Source organism: Mahella sp. (assembly GCF_020054945.1).
Taxonomy (GTDB): Bacteria; Bacillota; Clostridia; order Mahellales; family Mahellaceae; genus Mahella.
This window is the reverse complement of the sequence record NZ_JAIHAU010000027.1, coordinates 1-21,341: the sequence shown is the minus strand read 5'-3', so window position 1 is coordinate 21,341 and position 21,341 is coordinate 1. Positions and strand designations below refer to the sequence as shown.

The 21,341-nt window shown below is 44.6% G+C and carries 20 protein-coding genes, 1 pseudogene and 1 riboswitch; of the genes and pseudogenes, 8 read left to right on the top strand and 13 right to left on the bottom strand.

The window, feature by feature from the left end:
- The 8 genes and pseudogenes from JG770_RS06680 to JG770_RS06645 all read left to right on the top strand — a co-directional run.
- A partial coding sequence (locus tag JG770_RS06680; RefSeq protein ID WP_291956818.1) for a hypothetical protein occupies positions 1 to 283 on the top strand: 283 nt, incomplete at its 5' end.
- A gap of 484 nt (positions 284 to 767) precedes the next feature.
- Complete coding sequence (locus JG770_RS06675; RefSeq protein ID WP_291956816.1) at positions 768 to 1,034, top strand: hypothetical protein; 267 nt, start codon at positions 768 to 770, stop codon at positions 1,032 to 1,034.
- Positions 1,035 to 2,046: 1,012 nt separating this feature from the next.
- Positions 2,047 to 2,331 (top strand): hypothetical protein, encoded by a 285-nt coding sequence (locus JG770_RS06670; protein ID WP_291956813.1) that lies wholly within the window; start codon positions 2,047 to 2,049, stop codon positions 2,329 to 2,331.
- Between the two features lie 148 nt (positions 2,332 to 2,479).
- Positions 2,480 to 3,352: an aldose epimerase gene (locus tag JG770_RS06665; RefSeq protein WP_291956810.1), complete on the top strand. Its 873-nt coding sequence runs from the start codon at positions 2,480 to 2,482 to the stop codon at positions 3,350 to 3,352.
- A gap of 54 nt (positions 3,353 to 3,406) precedes the next feature.
- A riboswitch (Lysine riboswitch) is annotated at positions 3,407 to 3,586 on the top strand.
- A gap of 107 nt (positions 3,587 to 3,693) precedes the next feature.
- Complete coding sequence (locus JG770_RS06660; protein ID WP_291956807.1) at positions 3,694 to 4,695, top strand: aspartate-semialdehyde dehydrogenase; 1,002 nt, start codon at positions 3,694 to 3,696, stop codon at positions 4,693 to 4,695.
- A 17-nt stretch (positions 4,696 to 4,712) separates the two neighbouring features.
- Positions 4,713 to 5,597, top strand: a complete 885-nt coding sequence (dapA, locus tag JG770_RS06655) for a 4-hydroxy-tetrahydrodipicolinate synthase (protein WP_291956805.1) — start codon at positions 4,713 to 4,715, stop codon at positions 5,595 to 5,597.
- Between the two features lie 16 nt (positions 5,598 to 5,613).
- Positions 5,614 to 6,366, top strand: a pseudogene (dapB, locus tag JG770_RS06650) (4-hydroxy-tetrahydrodipicolinate reductase); the annotation flags it as partial.
- On the top strand, positions 6,352 to 6,837 hold the full coding sequence (locus tag JG770_RS06645) for an ACT domain-containing protein (RefSeq protein WP_363320948.1): 486 nt from the start codon (positions 6,352 to 6,354) through the stop codon (positions 6,835 to 6,837). The pseudogene dapB and the gene JG770_RS06645, both read left to right, overlap by 15 nt.
- Positions 6,838 to 6,875: 38 nt before the next feature.
- Here the strand turns inward: JG770_RS06645 and JG770_RS06640 are convergent, their stop codons facing one another.
- The 13 genes from JG770_RS06640 to nadD form a co-directional block, all read right to left on the bottom strand.
- A complete protein-coding gene (locus tag JG770_RS06640) occupies positions 6,876 to 8,036 on the bottom strand; it encodes a Gfo/Idh/MocA family oxidoreductase (RefSeq protein WP_291956803.1) in 1,161 nt (386 codons plus the stop codon).
- An 84-nt stretch (positions 8,037 to 8,120) separates the two neighbouring features.
- Positions 8,121 to 9,086, bottom strand: a complete 966-nt coding sequence (locus JG770_RS06635; RefSeq protein WP_291956801.1) for a sugar phosphate isomerase/epimerase — start codon at positions 9,084 to 9,086, stop codon at positions 8,121 to 8,123.
- A gap of 435 nt (positions 9,087 to 9,521) precedes the next feature.
- Entirely contained in the window at positions 9,522 to 9,866 is a 345-nt protein-coding gene (locus JG770_RS06630) for a histidine triad nucleotide-binding protein (RefSeq protein ID WP_291956799.1), read from the bottom strand.
- A complete protein-coding gene (gene mtaB / locus JG770_RS06625; RefSeq protein ID WP_291956797.1) occupies positions 9,829 to 11,160 on the bottom strand; it encodes a tRNA (N(6)-L-threonylcarbamoyladenosine(37)-C(2))-methylthiotransferase MtaB in 1,332 nt (443 codons plus the stop codon). The genes JG770_RS06630 and mtaB overlap by 38 nt, the downstream gene beginning before the upstream one ends.
- Positions 11,148 to 12,086: a 50S ribosomal protein L11 methyltransferase gene (prmA, locus tag JG770_RS06620; protein ID WP_291956794.1), complete on the bottom strand. Its 939-nt coding sequence runs from the start codon at positions 12,084 to 12,086 to the stop codon at positions 11,148 to 11,150. The genes mtaB and prmA overlap by 13 nt, the downstream gene beginning before the upstream one ends.
- 4 nt (positions 12,087 to 12,090) lie before the next feature.
- On the bottom strand, positions 12,091 to 13,230 hold the full coding sequence (gene dnaJ, locus JG770_RS06615) for a molecular chaperone DnaJ (protein WP_291956791.1): 1,140 nt from the start codon (positions 13,228 to 13,230) through the stop codon (positions 12,091 to 12,093).
- Between the two features lie 169 nt (positions 13,231 to 13,399).
- Positions 13,400 to 15,199: a molecular chaperone DnaK gene (gene dnaK, locus JG770_RS06610; RefSeq protein WP_291956788.1), complete on the bottom strand. Its 1,800-nt coding sequence runs from the start codon at positions 15,197 to 15,199 to the stop codon at positions 13,400 to 13,402.
- A 46-nt stretch (positions 15,200 to 15,245) separates the two neighbouring features.
- Positions 15,246 to 15,836, bottom strand: coding sequence for a nucleotide exchange factor GrpE (grpE, locus tag JG770_RS06605; RefSeq protein WP_291956785.1), 591 nt, complete (start codon positions 15,834 to 15,836; stop codon positions 15,246 to 15,248).
- An 18-nt stretch (positions 15,837 to 15,854) separates the two neighbouring features.
- Entirely contained in the window at positions 15,855 to 16,886 is a 1,032-nt protein-coding gene (gene hrcA, locus JG770_RS06600) for a heat-inducible transcriptional repressor HrcA (protein ID WP_291956782.1), read from the bottom strand.
- 113 nt (positions 16,887 to 16,999) lie between these two features.
- Positions 17,000 to 18,139: a radical SAM family heme chaperone HemW gene (gene hemW, locus JG770_RS06595; protein WP_291956779.1), complete on the bottom strand. Its 1,140-nt coding sequence runs from the start codon at positions 18,137 to 18,139 to the stop codon at positions 17,000 to 17,002.
- Positions 18,140 to 19,936, bottom strand: coding sequence for a translation elongation factor 4 (gene lepA / locus JG770_RS06590; protein WP_291956821.1), 1,797 nt, complete (start codon positions 19,934 to 19,936; stop codon positions 18,140 to 18,142).
- Between the two features lie 7 nt (positions 19,937 to 19,943).
- Positions 19,944 to 20,522, bottom strand: a complete 579-nt coding sequence (gene yqeK, locus JG770_RS06585; protein ID WP_291956777.1) for a bis(5'-nucleosyl)-tetraphosphatase (symmetrical) YqeK — start codon at positions 20,520 to 20,522, stop codon at positions 19,944 to 19,946.
- Between the two features lie 5 nt (positions 20,523 to 20,527).
- Positions 20,528 to 21,136 carry a nicotinate-nucleotide adenylyltransferase gene (gene nadD, locus JG770_RS06580; protein WP_291956774.1) on the bottom strand — a complete coding sequence of 203 codons (609 nt, stop codon included), beginning with the start codon at positions 21,134 to 21,136 and terminating at the stop codon, positions 20,528 to 20,530.
- Positions 21,137 to 21,341: the final 205 nt, after the last annotated feature.

Genomic DNA, 21,341 nt, shown 5'->3' with positions numbered 1-21,341 from the left:
TTCGAGAGATCTGATTGAGGATCTACATATGGAAAAAATAATATGTCCTGTGAATAAACATACCATAGAAATAGTTTTAAAAAGGCGCGAAAATATACCAACGTCAGTACACATATGCCATTGGTTTGATATAAGTTTATTAAATGAAAAAAAAGAGGTAATTTTTTATTCACATGATTTCGGCGCTATCGTACAGGTTTATTTAACATTAACCGATGAGATGGCTCTGGCTAAAGAAAATCTAAATATGAATTGTTTTATTCGGCTGCCTGAGGACGTTTAACGGTCCTTGGTGCAATAGTGCAATCATAAGCTATGCCTTTATATTTGCGTCTATAATGTCGGTAATCATGACATCGGAATAGAACATAACAAAGGGTTAAAGCATAGCATAATATGACATAAATCAGAGTTATTGCACATTGAAAACCGCATAATTGTGTAACTGGCTCAAAAAATAGGATTACCTATCAAGATACAAACAGTCGGGTTTTTAAGATGGATTTTAAGCGCTTTCGGAGGTTTCGAAAGTACTCTAAATTGTATTTGGAGGTGATTCCATTGGGTGATTATTAAAGGAATAACAAACAAATAACGTCGGTAATTATGATTCTGTCGGTATAACATATTACAATACCTCTGGAACTTATAATTGTACTGTGTTAAGCTCTTATGGTTACTGGACGGATCATAACGGATGGACGAGAGAATCGTACAATCCAAGCCACGGGGATGGTAGGCTAGGCGTTGCTTTCGATTATCAAGATGTGATAAAGCTGAAAAGATGGGATGGATGGGCAGATCCTGCAGATACAACTTATCTGGGCGATGGATTTGCTGCATCAATTACCTACGATTACAACTTTGTGAATTATAACGGTCGTGCTCGAACTTTTTATGTGCACACTTGGCAAACGGCACAAATTAGCAGTATCACTTTTGGAGGGTCTGCAACAACTTTTGGCGTCAATATATCAATAACTAATAGCCAATATAGCTTTAAAGCATTCAATGGTTCTGATGCGCCTTTTTAATTATTTGGGAGGTGAGTTTGTTGTATTTAATATTTTTTATTCTATTTTTGTTGGTTATATTTATAGTTTCCATTTATTATTTGGTAAAAAACTTTAAGTCCATAAATTCCGTTAAGCTTAGCCTTTTTGGTATTCAATGGATAATTATAAGTATTCCTCTAACTCTGGTTTATATCTATATGACAGAAGAACTTCAAGGATCTGAGCTACTTTTATTTATACTTTTATTTATAGCATTTATTTTCTTGATTTTCGGTTCGTTGCTATCGTTGCTGGGTTTCTTAAAAGGAAACTAATCTTGAGGTCAATGATTAACTACTAATGCAATCGAGTAGGAGGAGGCGACTAGTCGCCTCCCTCTCATACCACCGTACGTACCATTTGGTATACGGCAGTTCGTTAGATAAATAAGTGAAGTTATCCTCTTATTGTGGATTATATGTGCTTATGTTATTGTCAAGCGAAAAATGGTCCACTAATTTACTGGCCATAAAATATAATATAAAGTCAGTCGGCAGACTTACCACCGTTTTGCTTTTCCATCCAGCACTTCGTTTCCCGAATACGGTAGCTTTCATTGCTCATGTCGAGGAGATATGCCTTGTGAGCTAGCCTATGCCTATCATCAAGGCATAAAACGCCTGGGGGCAGCTCGCCTAAATATTTAGCCTTAGCATTAGAATCGAGCGGTATAATCGGAGTAATGCCAAAGCGATGGAGCAATTCATAAAAGGAAATGCTAAATTTTGCGAAGTCTAACTAATTCTACAAAAATACATTGGCAGACAGGTGGCGAAATGTCGGATTATAAGGAATAAAAGTGGCAGGTATGCTGCTTATAATAAAATTCGTTGTTGAACCTTAAAATTTTATAAGAATTCCACATAAAATTAGTTATATTTTCCTATTGAAATTACAAAATATGATGAATATAATTCGAATTAGAAAGAAGAAATAACGGGAAGGGATAAAAAAAGAATACGATAAACAATCGCAAAAGGAGGTGTATGTTATGTATTGGGTTTGGTTAATTATAGTCGGTGTCGTAATATCGCTTTTATCTAACTTTGTAGTACTTAAATCCAGAAGACCATGGGGTGGATATCTGGCATTATTGATAGTGGATTTGGTAGGTGCATGGCTGGGCGACGTAGTCCTCGGCGATTGGGCACTTATAAATGAGTATAACATAGTCGGAGGCATTATAGGTGCTATAGTATTGGATTTAGTATGGAAGTATGTAGTAACCCCTGTGGCAACACAATCGTCCAGCACTAATGCAGGCACCAAGGCATAGCAAATATCACATAATCCCTTCCCTGAAATTATAAAGCCGATGTGCAAAGCAGCGCATCGGCTTTTGTCATTTAAATATCGTATATGGTATAATATCGATATAAGCTGACCAAATAGTAACGAAATTAGATTAGGAGGAATTAATCCACATGTATAGCATAGAACGCTACATAGACGTATTTGAAACCTATAAACTGGGCGATGATGATACTTTCATAAAAGTAGTACCCGACCGTGGGGGTATAATAACCAGCTTCTTTTATAAAGGAAAGATGATACTTTATCTTGAACCGGAAACATTATACGATGTTTCTAAAAATATAAGGGGCGGCATACCGGTATTATTCCCAATATGCGGCTGGTTGCAGGATGAATGTTACAAAATAGACGGTATATCGTATAATATGCCGCAGCACGGCCTTGCCAGAAGGGCTAAATGGACGGTTATAGATAGTTTCGTCGGGGAGCATGGGGTCGATATGACGCTATGCTTTAAATCCAACGAACAGACTAAAAAGTCTTACCCGTTCGACTTCCGCCTGATATACAGGTATGAGTTAACCGACAACGGCCTTGCTATACATCAAAGCTACATAAATGACAGCGACAAGGACATGCCATTTTATGCCGGGTTTCATCCGTACTTCTATACAAGCGATAAAACCGCGCTCGCATTCGATACCGGAGCCTTGCATTTTTGGGATTCGGTAGATGGACGCCTTAAAGATATAAAAGATCCGAATAATATAGACTTTTCCGCTCCCGAGGTGAATATGATATTATTGGATGCCCATGCCAGAGGCGTATCTATGACCAATAAGGCCGACGGCTGGGTTGTATCATTAAACTACGATGATATCTTCAAATATGTGGTAATATGGTCTTTGGAAGGGAAGAATTTCGTATGCATAGAGCCTTGGATGGCCAGACCCGATTCTATGAACACAAGGAGGGATGTGCATACCCTATGCTCACATGGCATATTAAATACTACATTTAATATAAATTGTGAATTAATATAATCGCCTTGCACTGCTGTTTACCGTATGATATAATAGCGTTGAATTGAATATGGAAAACAGGATAGAGGCGCACCTTTTAATAGTAATACCGTTGAGGTTTTCAGGGCCATTGATACGATATGAAAGGAAAAGGTGCCGAAGGCATGGGAACCCTGAATAGCCCAGAGCCTGGATCGCCGGTTAATAATCGTCGGTCTGTCGTCAACTTTAGGTTGATGGAGAGCTATCTGTTGCATTGAATAGCGATAAAAGCTATTTAAGCAGCCGGTAGCAAACCCCCGGCTGCTTTTTATTAATAGAAAGGAGGCAGTAGAGCCCTTTATGCTCTGCTACGCATCAGAATGAAAAAATATAATTTGGCAATAGTAGGCGTAACCGGCATGGTAGGCCGCAAGTTTCTTCAAGTATTGGAGGAACGACAATTACCTGTAGAAAATTATTATATGTTTGCATCAGCACGCTCAGCCGGTAAACAATTAGAATTCATGGGCAATACGTACATTGTCGAAGAACTCACTGACGCCAATATAATGAATAAGAAAATCGATATAGCGCTATTCTCTGCCGGCAGCAGTACCAGCTTGGAATTCGCGCCTAAATTTGCTTCCCTTGGAGCAGTGGTTATAGATAACAGTGCCGCATGGCGCATGGATGATTCCGTACCATTGGTGGTGCCGGAAGTAAACGCGCATGATATATCATGGCATCATGGCATAATAGCCAATCCCAATTGTTCCACCATACAGGCGGTTGTAGCCCTAAAACCATTGCACGACCGCTATAAAATAAAACGCATAGTGTATTCCACTTATCAGGCGGTGTCAGGTGCCGGTATGGGAGGTTACAATGACCTCAAAAATGGAATTAACGGCGAACCTCCAAAAAAATTTCCATATCCTATAGCCGGCAATTGTATACCACATATAGATGTATTTTTGCCTAACGGATATACTAAAGAAGAAATGAAAATGGTAAATGAAACGCGCAAGATTCTGGGCGATAACAGCTTAAAGATAACAGCCACCACTGTACGCGTACCGGTATATTACGGGCACAGCGAATCGATAAATGTAGAATTTTACAATGAATTCGACCTTGACGAGCTGCGCGATGCATTATCGCATGCCCCCGGCATTGTGGTAATGGATGACCCCGCAAATAACATATACCCTATGCCCATACTGGCTGAGGATAAAGACGAGGTATTTGTAGGGCGCATACGCCGCGACGAAAGCGTGGAGAGCGGTGTTAATCTTTGGGTAGTGGCCGATAATATAAGGAAAGGTGCTGCGACCAACGCTGTGCAAATTGCCCAAGAGCTTATAAAGATGTGGGAAAAATAAAGAAGGAGGCCAATCATATGAGCGTTTTTACAGGATCAGGTGTAGCCTTAGTTACGCCATTCACAAAAGATGGCGTAAACTTTGATACATTGGAACAAATGATAGAGTTTCAGATAGCCGGCACCACCGATGCCCTTATAGTATGCGGCACTACGGGCGAACCGTCTACTATGACTGCTAAAGAAAAACATGATACCATAAAGTTTGCTATAGAAAGAATAAATCATCGTATACCCGTCATAGCCGGCACCGGCGGCAATAACACAGCCGAGGTGATAGAAGCCTCGGTTGATGCCCAGCAGCTCGGCGCCGACGCGCTGCTCATAGTAACGCCTTATTATAATAAGACTACGCAAAAAGGATTGGTAGAACATTATACCGCAATAGCCAATGCAGTGGACATACCGATTATAATATACAATGTTCCCAGCCGCACCGGCCTTAATATGACACCGGCCACGCTAGAACGACTATCCCATATAAAAAACATAGCAGGTATGAAAGAGGCCAGCGGCAACATCGTCCAGGTAGCCGAGATGGCGCGGTTATGCGGCGACAGAATCGATATTTATTCCGGCAACGACGACCAGGTGGTACCCATATTATCGTTGGGCGGCAAAGGCGTCATATCGGTCGTAGCTAATATAGCGCCAAAGGATACGCACGACATGGTTGTGAAATTCTTAAACGGCGATATAGAGGGTAGCCGCCAACTCCAGTTTAAGCTAAATCCATTGGTAGAAGCATTGTTTATAGAAGTAAACCCGATACCGGTAAAGACAGCATTAAACCTTATGGGCTTTGACGTCGGTAATCTAAGGCTCCCGCTAACCGAGATGTCTGAAAGCAATCTGGCATTTCTGAGGCAGCGCATGATAGAATACGGATTTGAATTGAAATGAGGTGCAACATCGTTATATGATAAATATTATATTAAACGGATGCAATGGACGCATGGGACAGGTCGTGGCCAAAACGGCCGCATCTGATCCCGATGTGGCTATTGTTGCCGGCGTGGATAAATTCCCCGACGCCATAAATAATCCATTTCCTACCTGCGGCGCATTAAGCCAATGCACCGATATATCTGCTGATGTTATAATAGATTTCTCACGGCCCGAGGCGCTGCCCTCCATACTGGACTACGCCAAGGAACATCATCTGGCCGTGGTTATAGCCACTACCGGCATGAACGATGAAAACCGGGCGGCCATAGCACGCGCTGCCGATGAGATAGCAGTATTTACTTCATCCAATATGTCGCTTGGCGTAAATGTGCTCATAGATCTTGCCAGAAGGGCTGCGTCTGTACTCGGCAATGCATTCGATATAGAAATCATTGAAAAGCATCACAACCAGAAAGAGGATGCGCCCAGCGGTACGGCGCTGTCGATAGCCGAAGCCATAAACGAAGTGCTTTTGGATCGCAAACGCTTTACATATGGCCGTTACGGCACATCCGCCAAACGCTCCGCTGATGAAATAGGGATACACGCTATACGAGGCGGCACTATGGCCGGTGAACACTCAGTAATCCTGGCCGGCCATGACGAAGTGCTGGAATTGACACATACTGCTCAATCCAGGGACATATTTGCGGTAGGCGCCCTGAATGCCGCTAAGTTTATAGTAAATAAACCGGCCGGATTATACAATATGGTGGATCTCATGCTGGAGAAGAGCGCTGTTACCAATCTGTATGTTTCCAATGAAGAGGCTATGATAACGCTGAACGCTATACCTCACAGCGCGCGTGTAATAGCGGATGTGTTCAATTCATTAGCCGACAAACATATAAACGTCGATATGATAAGCCAAACCACGCCTGTAGAAGGCTTGATAAATATATCCTTCACCATACCCGAAACCGACTTAAACGATGCTATAAGCGCTATGAGCAGATTTAAGAAACAAAGTGATTCTTTCCGCATAGATATATTCGGCGGTATATCCAAGCTCACAATAGAGGGCAGCGGCATGGAACGTCAACCAGGTATAGCGGCCAAGATATTCGACGTATTGGCGCAAGAGGACATAAGGATAAAGCTTATAACAACATCGGAAACCAAGATATCCTGTGTGATAGACCGCGAGCAGGAAGAAACCGCAATGACATTGTTGCGGCAGGCCTTTAACCTATAGTTTAAGAGGCTGTACAGCCTCTTAAACTATAATTTATATTATATATCGTCTACTTTAATCCATTGCCTTTCCGCCACAGATGCGTCAACCGCCTCCAGCACCTGCTGGCATTTCACACCGTCATAGAAATTCGGTTCCGGCATTTTATCGGAGGCTATAGCATTTATCAGGTCATACACCTCGTGTATAAAGGTATGCTCATATCCTATAACATGCCCGGCCGGCCACCACGCCTGCATATATGCATGCACCGGTTCTGTTACTTGTATGGTCCTGAAACCTTGAACGCCTTCTTCATCCTCAACGGAATAATACTGCAGCTCGTTCATGCGCTCAAACTCGAATCTCACACTGCCTTTGCTGCCGTTTATTTCAAACCACATGCCGTTCCTATGCCCTGCGGCAAAGCGCGTGGCCTCTATCACGCCCAGTGCTCCATTCTTAAAACGCCCTATAAATACGGTCGCATCATCGACATTAACCGGTACCTTAGGGCTATTATCCGCTGCTTTACCGCTCAAGCCGGTCATTTCGCTGACCATGGGGCGCTCTTTTACAAATGTTTCGCTCATACCCATCACCTCGTCGAATTCACCGACAAGATATCGGGCCATATCTATAAGATGCGCTCCCAGATCGCCTAATGAACCGGAACCGGCCACTTCCTTTTGAAGCCTCCATACCAACGGAAAATCCGGATCTATGATCCAATCCTGCAAATAAAATCCTCTGAAATGATAGATTTTACCCAATTTCCCTTCATCAATAAGCTTTTTTATCAGTTGTATGGCAGGCGCTCTCCGATAATTGAATCCTATCATATGCTTGACGCCGCTTTTTTCCACTGCAGCCTGTATCTCACGGGCGTCAGCCAACGTTAACGCCAACGGTTTTTCACAAAAGACATGTTTACCTGCCTGAGCGGCAGCTATAGCTATGTCCTTATGTGCGTTGCTTGGTACAGTTATATCTATAAGGTCTATATCGCTTCTGTTCACTAGTTTTTCCCATGAAACCTCATAGCTTCCCCACCCGAATTTACGTGCAGCCTCTTTTACTCCTGCCTCATCGCGACCGCATATGGCTTTCATAATCGGCTGTATAGGCACATCGAAGAACATGCCGACGTCTTTATAGGCATGGCTGTGCGCCTTGCCCATGAACTTATATCCCACCAGACCTACATTGAGCTCTTTCATGACTGAACCTTTCCCCCTTTATTGAATAAATAAATGGCAAGAACATGACACAATATCCATGCCCCTGCCGTTTCAAATCATGTCTTATGCCCACCACATACCGCTGACCGGTTCTGTAGCCAATACATCCTTCAAGAAAGCGACAGCCTTCTGGAAACCTTCGTTTCCGGACAACAAGCTATCCTCATGCTCTATGCTCAATACATCGTCGTAACCTACCATACGCAGGTTGCTGACTATATCCTTCCAAACCTGATAGTCATGGCCATAGCCGACCGAGCGGAATATCCACGAACGATGAATCTCATCGCTGTAATGCTTGGTATCCAATACGCCGTAAGTCTTTGTATTTATCTCATCTATTCTAGTATCCTTAGCATGGAAGAAGTATATTGCATCGCCGAGCTGCCTTATAGCGTACACCGGATCGACACCTTGCCAGAAAAGATGACTGGGATCGAAATTAGCACCTATTGTATCACCCACAGCATTCCTTAACTTCAATAATGTCTCAGGGTTATATACGCAAAAACCCGGATGCATTTCCAACGCTATCTTGGTTACACCATGATCATTGGCAAATTTCACAGCATTTTCCCAATAGGGTATAAGTTTTTCATTCCATTGATAATCCAGTATTTTCAGAAAGTCTTCCGGCCATGGGCATGTAACCCAATTGGGGTACATAGAGCCTTCCGAATCACCCGGACATCCGGAGAATGTTATTATACGATTCAAGCCTAATTTCTCGGCCAATAATACGGTTTTTTCAAAGTCCTCATGGAATTTCCGGGCTATTTCCTTCTGCGGATGAACGGCATTGCCGTGGCAGCTCAGAGCGCTTATCTCCAAGCCTCTGGAGTTTATGGCATCCTTAAATTTTTTGAATGCCTCTTCATCATTCAACAATACATCGGGATTGCAATGAGCATTGCCTGGAAAACCTCCGGTCCCTAGCTCCACCGCCTGCACGCCCGACTTGACTATGTAATCCAATGCATCCTCAAACTTCATGCCGGCAAATAGCACTTCAAATACGCCTAATTTCATAGCAAAATACCTCCTTGAACATTATATAATCTAGGGAACATATCCCAAGCGATATTATATAACGCATCGTCCGATAAAGCAAGTAGATGCGATTACCTGGTTACCTGTGCGATTCGGAATATAGGATTCAATCAGTAATCAGGCGAAGGTAACGATTAGTCTCAAGGCGATTTTGTGAAAGGATGCTAGTGAAACTTAGCGAAGCGTAGGATTAACATTTCCCAGCGCAGCCAAATTAACTTGGGAGTATAGAAGCAATGTCCCGCCCTAAAGTAGTAAAATGCTAAAATATTATCGGCGCTTTGGAAATGTCCGAAGCGAGCTATAGTTTCACTGCATCCGAAACATATGAGCCGGAGACTAATCAGTTACCGAGCCTGGTCATAGCGCGAAGTGAAGGATTACCTATGAGCGGAGAGGCCACCAGAGAATGTATCAGCCCGGAGGCCATTGCAGCGAACGTCCGCCCAACAAGTGGAAATGGACATGGTCGACACTCTGGCCCGCATCGGCACCGCAATTCGAAACTATGCGAAAGCCTCCTTGATCTATGCCAAATTGCCGAGCCAGATTTTTAGCCACCAGCATAATATGACCTATTATCGCTGCATTGCTTTCATCCAGATCCATTAATGACGGTATATGTTGCCGCGGTATTATAAGTATATGAATAGGCGCCTGAGGGTTAACATCCTTAAAAGCTACCACCGCATCGTCTTGATATACCATTTGGCTGGGAATCTCACCAGACGCTATCTTGCAAAATACGCAATCCGCCATCTTCTATCCCTCCTTCAATATAATCATCCTCTGCCTTGTTCAACTGCACGTTTATTATCCGACCGCTTATATCTGTATCAGAATGCATTACCACTCGTATATAATTCGGCGTTAAGCCCTCATAATAACCATCTTCTATCTCATGTTCAAACAACACAGGCATAGTCCTGCCTATATGCGACCGCATAAACGACATCTTCAGCTCATGAGCCATCCGCAACATCATATGCGACCTTTGTTCCTTTATATGCGGCGGCACCTGATCCTTAAACTTCGCGGCAGGCGTGCCCTTTCTGGGGGAATACGGAAATACGTGCACCTGGCTAAAGGCTATTTCTTTTACAAATGCCAGCGTTTGCTCAAATTCTTTATCGGTCTCACCTGGAAAACCCACTATTATATCGGTAGTTATGGCCACATCGGGTACAGCCTCTCTGAGCCTGCTCACTATATCTTTATACATAGCGGTTGTATAACGCCGTCCCATGCGGCGCAGCACCGCATCGCAACCGCTTTGCAACGATATGTGAAAATGCGGGCACACTTTGGGCAGTTTTTTTACCCTTGTTATAAAGCCATCATCCAATGTTGTAGGTTCTACAGAGCTCAATCTGATGCGCTCTATGCCTTCTATTCCGTGTACTCTCTCTATAATGTCTATAAGTGCTATACCGCCTATATCCTTGCCATATGAGGCCACATGTATGCCGGTCAACACTATCTCCTTAAACCCCGACCGGCTTAACCTGCTCACCTCATCAATTATATCCTGCGGCGCACGACTTCTCACCGGTCCCCTTGCATACGGTATGATGCAATAAGTGCAGTAACGGTCGCAGCCATCCTCTATTTTCACAAAAGCCCTCGCCTTGCCCTCATATGATTCTATAGGCATCTCCTCGAACGATTTAACATTCCTTATATCTTTTACGGCATTTATCGGCCCATCAGCACCATGCGCTTTTTGAACAAGCTCCACTATATTATGGCGCTCGTCAGTACCTATTATTAAATCCACGCCCTCTATGGATAATACCTCGTCGGCGGCCCGTTGCGTATAACAACCGGTCACTGCCACAATAGCATTCGGATTTTGCCTGACTGCCCGCCTTATCATCTGCCTGGACTTGCGATCGCTAATATTCGTTACAGTACACGTATTTATGACATATACATCAGCATCCTCTTCAAAGGGCACTATCTCATAACCGGCCTGCCGAAACAAACCAACCATAGCCTCGGATTCATATTGGTTAACCTTGCATCCCAATGTATAAAAGGCTACCTTCGGCATACAAAAGCCACCCACTCGCCGGCATCCGCTACGTCCTCTATAGTAAATCCCATGCCTTCCACTGCAGCTTTAACATCGTCAGCCCTATCTTTTATTATGCCGGATGCTATGAATAATCCGGGTTTTTTAAGACGCGCCGGTATTTGAGGCAGAAGCCTTATTATAACATCGGCAACTATATTTGCTACTATGATATCGGCCTGCAGCTCGACCTCATTCAACAAGTCATTTTGCCGGACTTCTACTATATTTTCGACGCCATTGATCTTTGCATTCTCGCTGGCCACCCTGACGGCCACAGGATCAACATCCAGCGCCAACACTTTTTTTGCGCCAAGCTTGGCTGCCGCGATAGATAGTACACCGCTGCCGCAACCCACATCTATAATGCTGCTGTCGGCGATCATATGGCTCTCCAATAGCTCAAGGCACAGCATTGTGCTCTCATGCGTACCTGTACCAAAAGCCATCCCCGGATCCAATTCCACCACTATATCATCGCCCGCCGGCTTATATGACTCCCACGTTGGTTTTATGACCATATGCACCCCAACGCGCGTCGGCTTATAGTATTGTTTCCAATTATTAGCCCAATCCTCATCGTGCACATCGGCCAGCACCACCGTACTATCCTTGGCATCCAGGCCATAATTGCCCATATCAGCCACTCTTGCACGAATCTCCTCGATCTTATCATAAAGGTCGTTACCATGGGGGAGATATCCTTTCACAACCACGCGATCCTCCACAGCCTGTCTTAACAGATCTTCATCAACATAATCCCAATTAGCATCGCCATGCTGCAAATCCACTATGTCCCTAGGATCCTCTATCACTACGCCGCTGGCACCGGCGTCATATAAAATATTTGAAGCTATCTCCACTGTTTCAGCGCCGGTCTTTATAGATATCTCTACCCAATCCATGATTTCAACCTCCTAAAGCATCTTTCACCTTGGTGAAAAACGATTTCTTCTCACTGCTATCGCCGTTATAGTATGATGCCTCGAATTGGCGCAAAATATCCTTCTGCTCCTGTGTCAAACCTTTTGGTATATCCACTATAACGTTTATATACTGATCGCCTCTGCCGTAGCCGCGTATATATGGTATACCCTTCCCTTTTAGCTTAAATTGCGTCCCTGGCTGCGTGCCTTCGGGTATATGATACTTTATCTTGCCATCCAGTGTCAATACCTCGATATCGCCGCCCAATGCCGCAGTAACAAACGATATTGGTACATCGCAGTAAACATCGGCACCTTGACGCCGGAATACTTTGTGCGGCTTTACTTTGACAGCTATGAGCAAATCTCCAGGGCTGCCGCCATTCTTCCCCAATTCGCCTTCTCCGGACAGTGTGAGTATCTGTCCGTCGTCTATACCTGCCGGTATATTGATGCTGACAGTGCGCTGGCGTTTAACCGTACCCCTGCCATGGCAATGTGGACATGGGTCGGTTATTATGGTACCCTTGCCGCCGCAACGGTCACAGGTACGGCTGGTGACAAAACGGCCGAAAGCCGTATTCTGGGCAAACTGTATCTGCCCCGTGCCATGACAATGCGGACACGTCTCCGGACTGGTACCTTTCTTAGCTCCGCTGCCGCCGCACTCGGGACATGGTTCGGTACGGTTTATTTTTATATCCTTTTTAGTGCCAAAAGCCGCTTCCTCAAATGTAAGCTCTATATCATAGCGTATATCAGCCCCCCTTTGGGGTGCGTTGCGCCGGTCGCGTCTTCCGCCTCCGAAACCCTCGCCGAAAAACATATCAAATATATCGCCAAACGGGTTTTGTCCAAAATCACCAAACCCACCAAATCCGCCAAATCCACCTGCGGCATTCGGGTCGGCCGTTCCAAATTGATCGTACTGAGCACGCTTCTGCGGGTCGCTCAATACCTCATAAGCTTCATTTATTTCTTTAAATTTCGCCTCGGCATCTTTATCCTCTTTATTTACATCAGGGTGATATTGCTTGGCTAATCTCCTGTAGGCTTTCTTTATATCATCATCGGTGGCATTTTTATCTACCCCTAATATTTCATAGTAATCCTTAGAAGCCAAATCCTGACTCACCGCCTTTCTAATATCGGTCAAGCTGCATTATATAGGCTATACATATATGCCTCGCTACAGTTATGAAACTGAACCTCTGCTCGGCAATGGCCATAATGCTAATTTAGCTGAGCAGCAGACTGAAACGCCGTTTACTGCTCAGCTACATAAGGTTTAATTAATGCACATCGTAATCGGTATGGACATTATCATCGCCCGGATTATCTGATGCATTATCCTCTTCTCCGGCGCTTTGATATATCTTGCCGAATACCTCGTAGCTTATCTGCGTTACTTTTTCTATGGCGCTCTTTATAGTATCGGCATCATCGGCATCTTTAACCTTTTTAAGATTATCCAGCTCATCCTGCAACCGTTTCTTATCGGCCTCAGGTATCTTGTCTCCCATTTCATTCATGGTTTTTTCCGTTTGATATATTATAGACTCGGCATTATTTCTGGCTTCGATAAGCTCCTTACGCTTTCTATCCTCCTCGGCGAAACGCTCGGCTTCTTTAACCGCTTTATCTATCTCTTCATCGGACAGATTGGTCGTCGCCGTTATGGTGATAGCCTGCTCTTTACCCGTTCCTTTATCTTTAGCCGATACATGTACTATACCATTGGCATCTATATCAAACGTTACCTCTATTTGAGGTACGCCTCTAGGTGCCGGCGGTATACCGGATAGCGTGAACCTGCCCAATGTCTTATTATCTGCCGCCATAGGCCGTTCGCCCTGCAGTACGTGTATCTCGACGCTGGTCTGCCCATCGGCAGCAGTGCTGAATATCTGACTCTTTTTGGTAGGTATGGTAGTATTGCGCTCGATTATCTTGGTGAATACACCGCCCAATGTTTCTATACCGAGCGACAGCGGCGTTACATCCAGCAGAAGAACGTCCTTTACCTCTCCTCCCAGTACGCCAGCCTGTATGGCAGCACCTACAGCCACACATTCATCCGGGTTTATACCTTTATATGGGTCTTTGCCCATTATCTGTTTTACGGTCTGCTGTACTATCGGTACTCGCGTAGAACCGCCCACCAATATAACCTTATCTATTTTATCCGGCGTAAGATTGGCGTCTTTTAGCGCCTGATGTACGGGTTGTTTTGTCTTGTCTATAAGGTCAGATATCAATTCTTCAAATTTAGCCCGCGTGAGCACTGTATCCAAATGCCTCGGTCCGCTCGCATCGGCGGTGATAAACGGCAAGCTTATATTGGTGCTCATAGCGCTGGACAGCTCTATCTTGGCCTTCTCGGCAGCATCCTTCAAACGCTGCATGGCCATTTTATCGGAGTGCAAATCTATGCCGGTTTCTTTTTTAAATTGGTCGGCAAGGTAATCCATGATACGCTGATCGAAGTCATCGCCGCCCAAACGGTTATTGCCGCTAGTGGCCAATACTTCAAATACGCCTTCGCCTATCTCAAGAATAGACACATCGAAAGTACCGCCGCCCAAATCGTACACCAGTATCTTCTGCGTGCCTTCTCTATCCAAACCATAAGCCAGCGCTGCGGCCGTAGGCTCGTTTATAATCCTCAAAACCTCTAATCCGGCTATCTTGCCGGCATCCTTCGTGGCCTGTCTCTGGCTATCAGAGAAATATGCTGGCACCGTTATGACGGCTTGGGTCACAGGCTCGCCAAGATAACTTTCAGCATCCTGCTTTAATTTCTGAAGTATCATAGCCGATATTTCCTGCGGCGTATATTCCTTATCATCTATCTTAATCCGACGATTGGTGCCCATATCCCTCTTTATGGACATTATAGTGCGTTCCGGATTGATAACAGCCTGACGCTTGGCAGGCCATCCTACCAGACGCTCTCCTTCTTTTGTAAATGCCACTACAGAAGGCGTGGTCCTTGTTCCTTCAGAATTCGGTATGACTACAGGCTCACCGCCTTCTAAAACGGCTACGCACGAAAACGTAGTCCCCAAATCTATCCCTATAATTTTTGCCATATTTTATATCCTCCTCATCATGTTCAATTAATATATTTATACAAAATCAATTTGTAACTTTAACTAAACTATGTCTCAATACTTTATCATCGACTTTATAACCCTTCTGAAAAACCTCCACTACAGTATTGGAATCTTGATCGCCATCTTTATCCACCGACATAACCGCGTCATGAAGATTTGGGTCAAACGGCTTGCCTAGAGCTTCTATCTCTTCTATGCCCATTTTATTCATGACATCATGGAATTGCTTTACCACCATGTCGATGCCATCAACCAGCGTTTTGAAATCCTGCGACGATTCAGACGCCTTTATCGCTCTTTCGAGGTTATCCAATACCGGTAGAAATTGCTTTACAGCGTCCAACATACCGTTTTTGTAAGCATCCTGCACAGCGCCGGCATTACGCCTACGATAATTATCAAAATCAGCCTGCACCCTTTGCAGTAAATCTTTATACTCATCGGCTTGTTTCGAATTCGACTCGACCTGTTGCTTTAGCAAAGCTATCTCTTCTTTTAGCTGCTTGGCAACGTCGTCGGCGCCCTCGCCGCTTTCCATCACTATTTCATCCGCTTTGCAGCATTCATCATCTGCATCGCAACATTGCTTATTGGTTTCAAACTCATCGCTCATAAAAAACCTGCTCCTTTCCTATTGGCCTATTTTAGTGAGGATGTCGCTTAATTTATTCCTCAAAAACCTTACGGTAGATAATGCATGAGAATATTCCATGCGTTTGGGCCCCAATACACCTATAGTACCTATTATCTGATCGCCCAATCTGTAAGTAGCTGTAATAACGCTATAATCCTGCAGTTCCTTATATGCATTCTCTGAACCTATTATTATACTCACGTCGTTGTTCATGGTAGTGGCCAATAACTCTATCGGAACTTTTTTATCTTCCAATATATCGAGAAAGGCCCGCGCCTTTATTAAATCGTTATATTCCGGAAAATTAAAGATATTATTAGCCCCTTCCATATATAAATCGCGTTCCTGTGATGCTAAAAGGCTGTTTATGATACTATCCAGTATCATGTTAAACATGTGCCTGTCGCGCATCAATTCAGTTTCCAGATCGTTGAGCATATCAGTGCTCAGTTCGCTAGGCATATGGCCATTAACCCTTTCGGATATGGCTACCGATATTCTGTGCAGCATATCATCGTCTATACCATCGGGTACAGCTATAAAGCTATCTTTTACTATGCCGGCAGTGGTGACGATAACTATAAGAGCAACATTACCGCTTATGGGTACTAATTCCACGTGCTTTATTCTGACGCAGTTAAGCCTTGGCGCCAATACAAGCGACGTATAGTTGGTATTGTCAGCCAATATCCTGGCTGTTTCCGTAATTATTTGCTCCACAGCACCCAAGCGCTGATTATAACGCGATTTTATGCTCTCGATCTCGGCTTTGGAAAGCGTCCTTGCACGCATCAAGCGATCAACATAAAATCTGTAGCCTTTATCGGATGGTACCCTGCCGGCCGATGTATGCGGCTGCTCCAAGTACCCCATTTCCTCTAAGTCTGACATTTCATTGCGTATAGTAGCCGAACTCAAACCCAAGCCATGCTTTCTGGCAATGGTGCGCGAACCCACAGGCTCTCCGGTCATGATATAATCTTCCACTATAGCCTGCAAAATCATCAATTTGCGCTCATTTAATTCCATTTTCACTCCCCCATTTGCCAAAATACAAAATATTACCGACTGATTAGCACTCACATCAATAGAGTGCTAATCTATAAATAAAGATAACACTTCCTAAAATTTTTGTCAATATTCTATGGCAAAAATTCCACCAGCACGCTGTTCAGCACATCCATACCTTTATCGCTGACCTTTACAGCGCTTTCATCATCGCACATCAATCCCATAGCAGACAATTTATCTATAGCATGGCCATAGCGTTGATACAGCTGTATTCCAAAACGCTCTTCAAAGAGCTTCTTATTAACCCCTTCACTTGTCCTAAGCCCCAGCATCATCGTTTCAAACATTTCAGTATCATGATCTATATATTCTTCAAAATCCATCGGAATATTATCGTCAGATACGGTGTCTATATACGATTGCAAGCCGGACATATTGGCCCATCTTATATGGTTCAAATATGAATGGGCAGCGCAACCAAGGCCAACATAATGGCCATTGTACCAATAATTCAGGTTGTGCCTGCATCTAAAACCTGGTTTTGCAAAATTAGAAACCTCATAACGTTCATAACCTTCATTTCCCAATAGCTCGACAGCCGTTTTATACATAAGCCTGTCGGCATCCTCGTCCAGCGGCTTTATATCACCATCGGCCACCATTTTGTACATCCGCGTACCCTCTTCTATCTGAAGGTCATAGCACGAGATATGCTCAGGCCCCAGCGATACCACAGCCTGCAATGTATGTATCCATTGGCCTATGGTTTGCTGCGGTAAGCCGAACATGAGATCCACATTGATATTATCGAATCCAGCCTTCCTTGCTTCATTGTAAGAATCCACGAATTCAGCGGATGTGTGAATGCGCCCTATGGCCTTCAATAGCTCGTCTTGCCACGCTTGAAGGCCTATGCTAAGGCGATTGATTCCCATAGCCCTATAATCCGTCAGACTTTTGGCATTCACTGTACCGGGGTTTATTTCGATAGTCACCTCGGCATCTTGCTCTACATGAAAGTTTTTGCGCACCTCATCTATTATTGCATTTATAACAGCCGTATCGATTATGCTAGGTGTGCCGCCGCCTATAAATATAGTGGATATGCGCTTATCGCCGATCATATTGGCACGCATACCCATTTCCTTTATTATTGCGTCCTTATACACGTACTGTTTAGCCAATACGCCTGCATATGATGTAAAGTCACAATATAAGCATTTCTTGGCACAAAACGGTATATGGACATACAATCCTATCGAGTTAGACAATCAATCCACCTTCAATACGGCCATAAAGGCCTCCTGAGGTAATTCCACCGATCCCACCTGGCGCATACGTTTTTTGCCCTCTTTTTGTTTTTCCAATAGCTTGCGTTTCCTCGTAACATCGCCGCCATAGCATTTCGCCAATACGTCTTTGCGCAATGCACTGATCGTTTCCCGGGCAATGATCTTTTGGCCTATAGCCGCCTGTATGGGTATCTCAAAAAGCTGGCGCGGGATGACCTCCTTGAGCTTTTCCGCTATCGCCCTTCCTCTAGCATACGCTTTATCTCGATGGACGATGGTGGACAAAGCATCCACTACTTCGCCGTTGAGCAATATATCAAGTTTGACAAGGTCGGATTCTTTATAGCCTTTGAGCTCATAGTCCAGCGAGGCGTAGCCTCTGGTCCTGGATTTTAATGCATCAAAGAAATTGAATATGATCTCGTTAAGAGGGAGCTCGTATCTGAGCACCACCCTCTTTTCATCCAAATATGACATATCTTTGAATACGCCGCGCCGCTCCTGACATAGCTCCATAATGGCGCCCACATAATCCGACGGTGTCATTATCTGCGCTTCCACCACCGGTTCTTCTATATGATCGATTTCAGTCGTAGGCGGCATATTGGTCGGGTTATCCAGCATCATCTCGCTTCCATCGCTCTTTATAATCCTGTATATAACGCTGGGAGCCGTGGTAACCAAATCCATATCGTATTCGCGCTCCAGCCGTTCTTGTACTATCTCCATATGCAACAGTCCTAAAAAGCCGCATCTGAAGCCAAAACCCAGCGCTGCCGAATTCTCCGGTTCAAACACCAGCGCAGCATCGTTTAGCTGAAGTTTTTCCAGCGCATCGCGAAGGTCCTCGTAATGTGCGCCATCGGCGGGATATATGCCGCAATATACCATAGGCGTAACCTTCTTATAGCCGGGCAGTGGTTTATCGGCGGGCCTTGCCGCATCGGTTATGGTATCGCCGACGCGCGTATCTCTCACATCTTTCATGCTGGCTGCCACATAGCCCACCTCACCCACAGATAAGCGCTCGGTAGGCTGCAGTCGCGGAGCAAATACGCCCACCTCAGTAACATCGAACATCATACCCGACGACATCATCTTTATGGTCATACCGGGCTGTATATATCCATCCTTCACCCTTACATAAGCCACAGCGCCTTTATAAGGGTCATAATATGAATCGAATATAAGAGCCTTCAGCGGCGCACTCTCCTCTCCCGCAGGTGGCGGTATGCGCTGCACTATCTGCTCCAGCACCTCTTCTATGCCTGTACCCATCTTGGCTGATATGAGCGGTGCACCTGCGGCATCCAGCCCGAGGACTTCTTCTATCTCACGGCGCACCATATTCGGATCAGCGCTGGGAAGGTCTATCTTGTTTATAACCGGTATTATCTCAAGGTCATGCTCCATTGCCAGATATACATTGGCTAATGTCTGAGCTTCTATGCCCTGCGTAGCATCGACCACCAGTACAGCCCCTTCGCACGCCGCAAGGCTGCGGGATACCTCATATGTGAAGTCCACATGCCCCGGCGTATCTATAAGATTAAGCTGATAGATATTGCCGTCTTTTGCCTTATACGCCAGCCGTACGGCCTGGGCCTTTATAGTTATGCCGCGTTCGCGTTCTATTTCCATTGTGTCTAATAGCTGGGCCTGCATATCGCGCTGGGCCACCGCTCCGGTCCTTTCTATCAAGCGGTCGGCCAGCGTGGACTTGCCATGGTCTATATGGGCTATTATACAAAAATTCCTTATAAATTTTTTATCTATATCTAGGTCACTCCTTTGGACTCAAATGCATTATAAAATCGTTTCTGGCAAATATCGTATTCGGATGCAATAAGCGCTTACGAGATATAACGCGCATTATGGTATTATCGAACGCCATAAGTAACGCCTTATTCAAATCCTTCTCGGACACCTCGCGCAGCTTATCCACACCGGGGAAATCCCGATTGGGCTCTATATAATCGGCAAGGTACACTATTTGCTCCAGCAATCCCATACCCGGCCTGCCTGTGGTATGATAACGTATAGCGTTCAACACCTCTTCATCGTTTATACCAAACATATCGTGCGCTATGTAAGCTCCGAGCGGCCCATGTATAAGCGAGGGTTCGCGGCGGCTCACATCATCCAACTCCATACCATACTTTATCATCAATTCCTTCATCTGTTGATAACCCAAATCTTTAGCGCAATCGTGCACCAATCCGGCTAAAGCGGCCTTATCGCGATCCGCTCCATATATATTTGCCAAATGTACGGCAGCCTCGCGCACGCCCAATGAATGCTCAAACCGGCAGGGGGTTAACATCTCTTTGATCCTTTGCTCTATATATTCCAGTTCCATCATACATCTCACTTAATATAAAGGTTGCACTTTTTTATATAATATTCCACCGATTCCGGCAATAAATATTTTATCGGCCGTCCCTCACGTATTCGTTGCCTTATATCGGTAGAAGATATGGCCAGCGACGGCACCTCCACCGAGTAAACCTCTTTACCGTATCGCGATGTTATATGTTCCAATTGAGCCCTTATATCGTTATTGTTAAAACCCGGCCGCGTCGCAGCTATAAACTCACAAAGCCCAAGCAATTGTTCGGCATCCTTCCACGTCAATATCTCAAATATAGCATCGGCGCCGGTAATAAAATAAAACTCATATTCATCGCCATACTCGGCCTTAAACTGCTTTATGGTATCTATGGTATAAGTCGGCCCCTGCCGATCTATTTCCATACGTGATACCTCAAAAAAAGGATTAGGAGCTGTAGCCAGAAACGTCATCAAGTATCTGTGTTCCTGGTCGGATACATGCCGTTCTATTTTATGAGGCGGATGACCAGACGGCACAAATATCACTTTCTCTAAATTGAATTTATCCCGGATTTCTTCAGCCGTGACCAAATGACCATAATGTATGGGGTCGAAAGTGCCTCCCATCAGCCCTATTCTATGCATCTGTTTATAACTCCTCTGATCGCTATAAATAAAGCGGCAGAAGCTGCCGCTCATATTAGAGATTATACTATATGTGATGGCCTTTTACAATACCCCATGTTTCGCGGCTCATTTGGTGAGATATAAGTCATTAATAATCCACCTAACGGCGTCCAGCACGTTTTGGGCTATATAGTCAGCCTCAACATCTTTCCATGTATCCCGG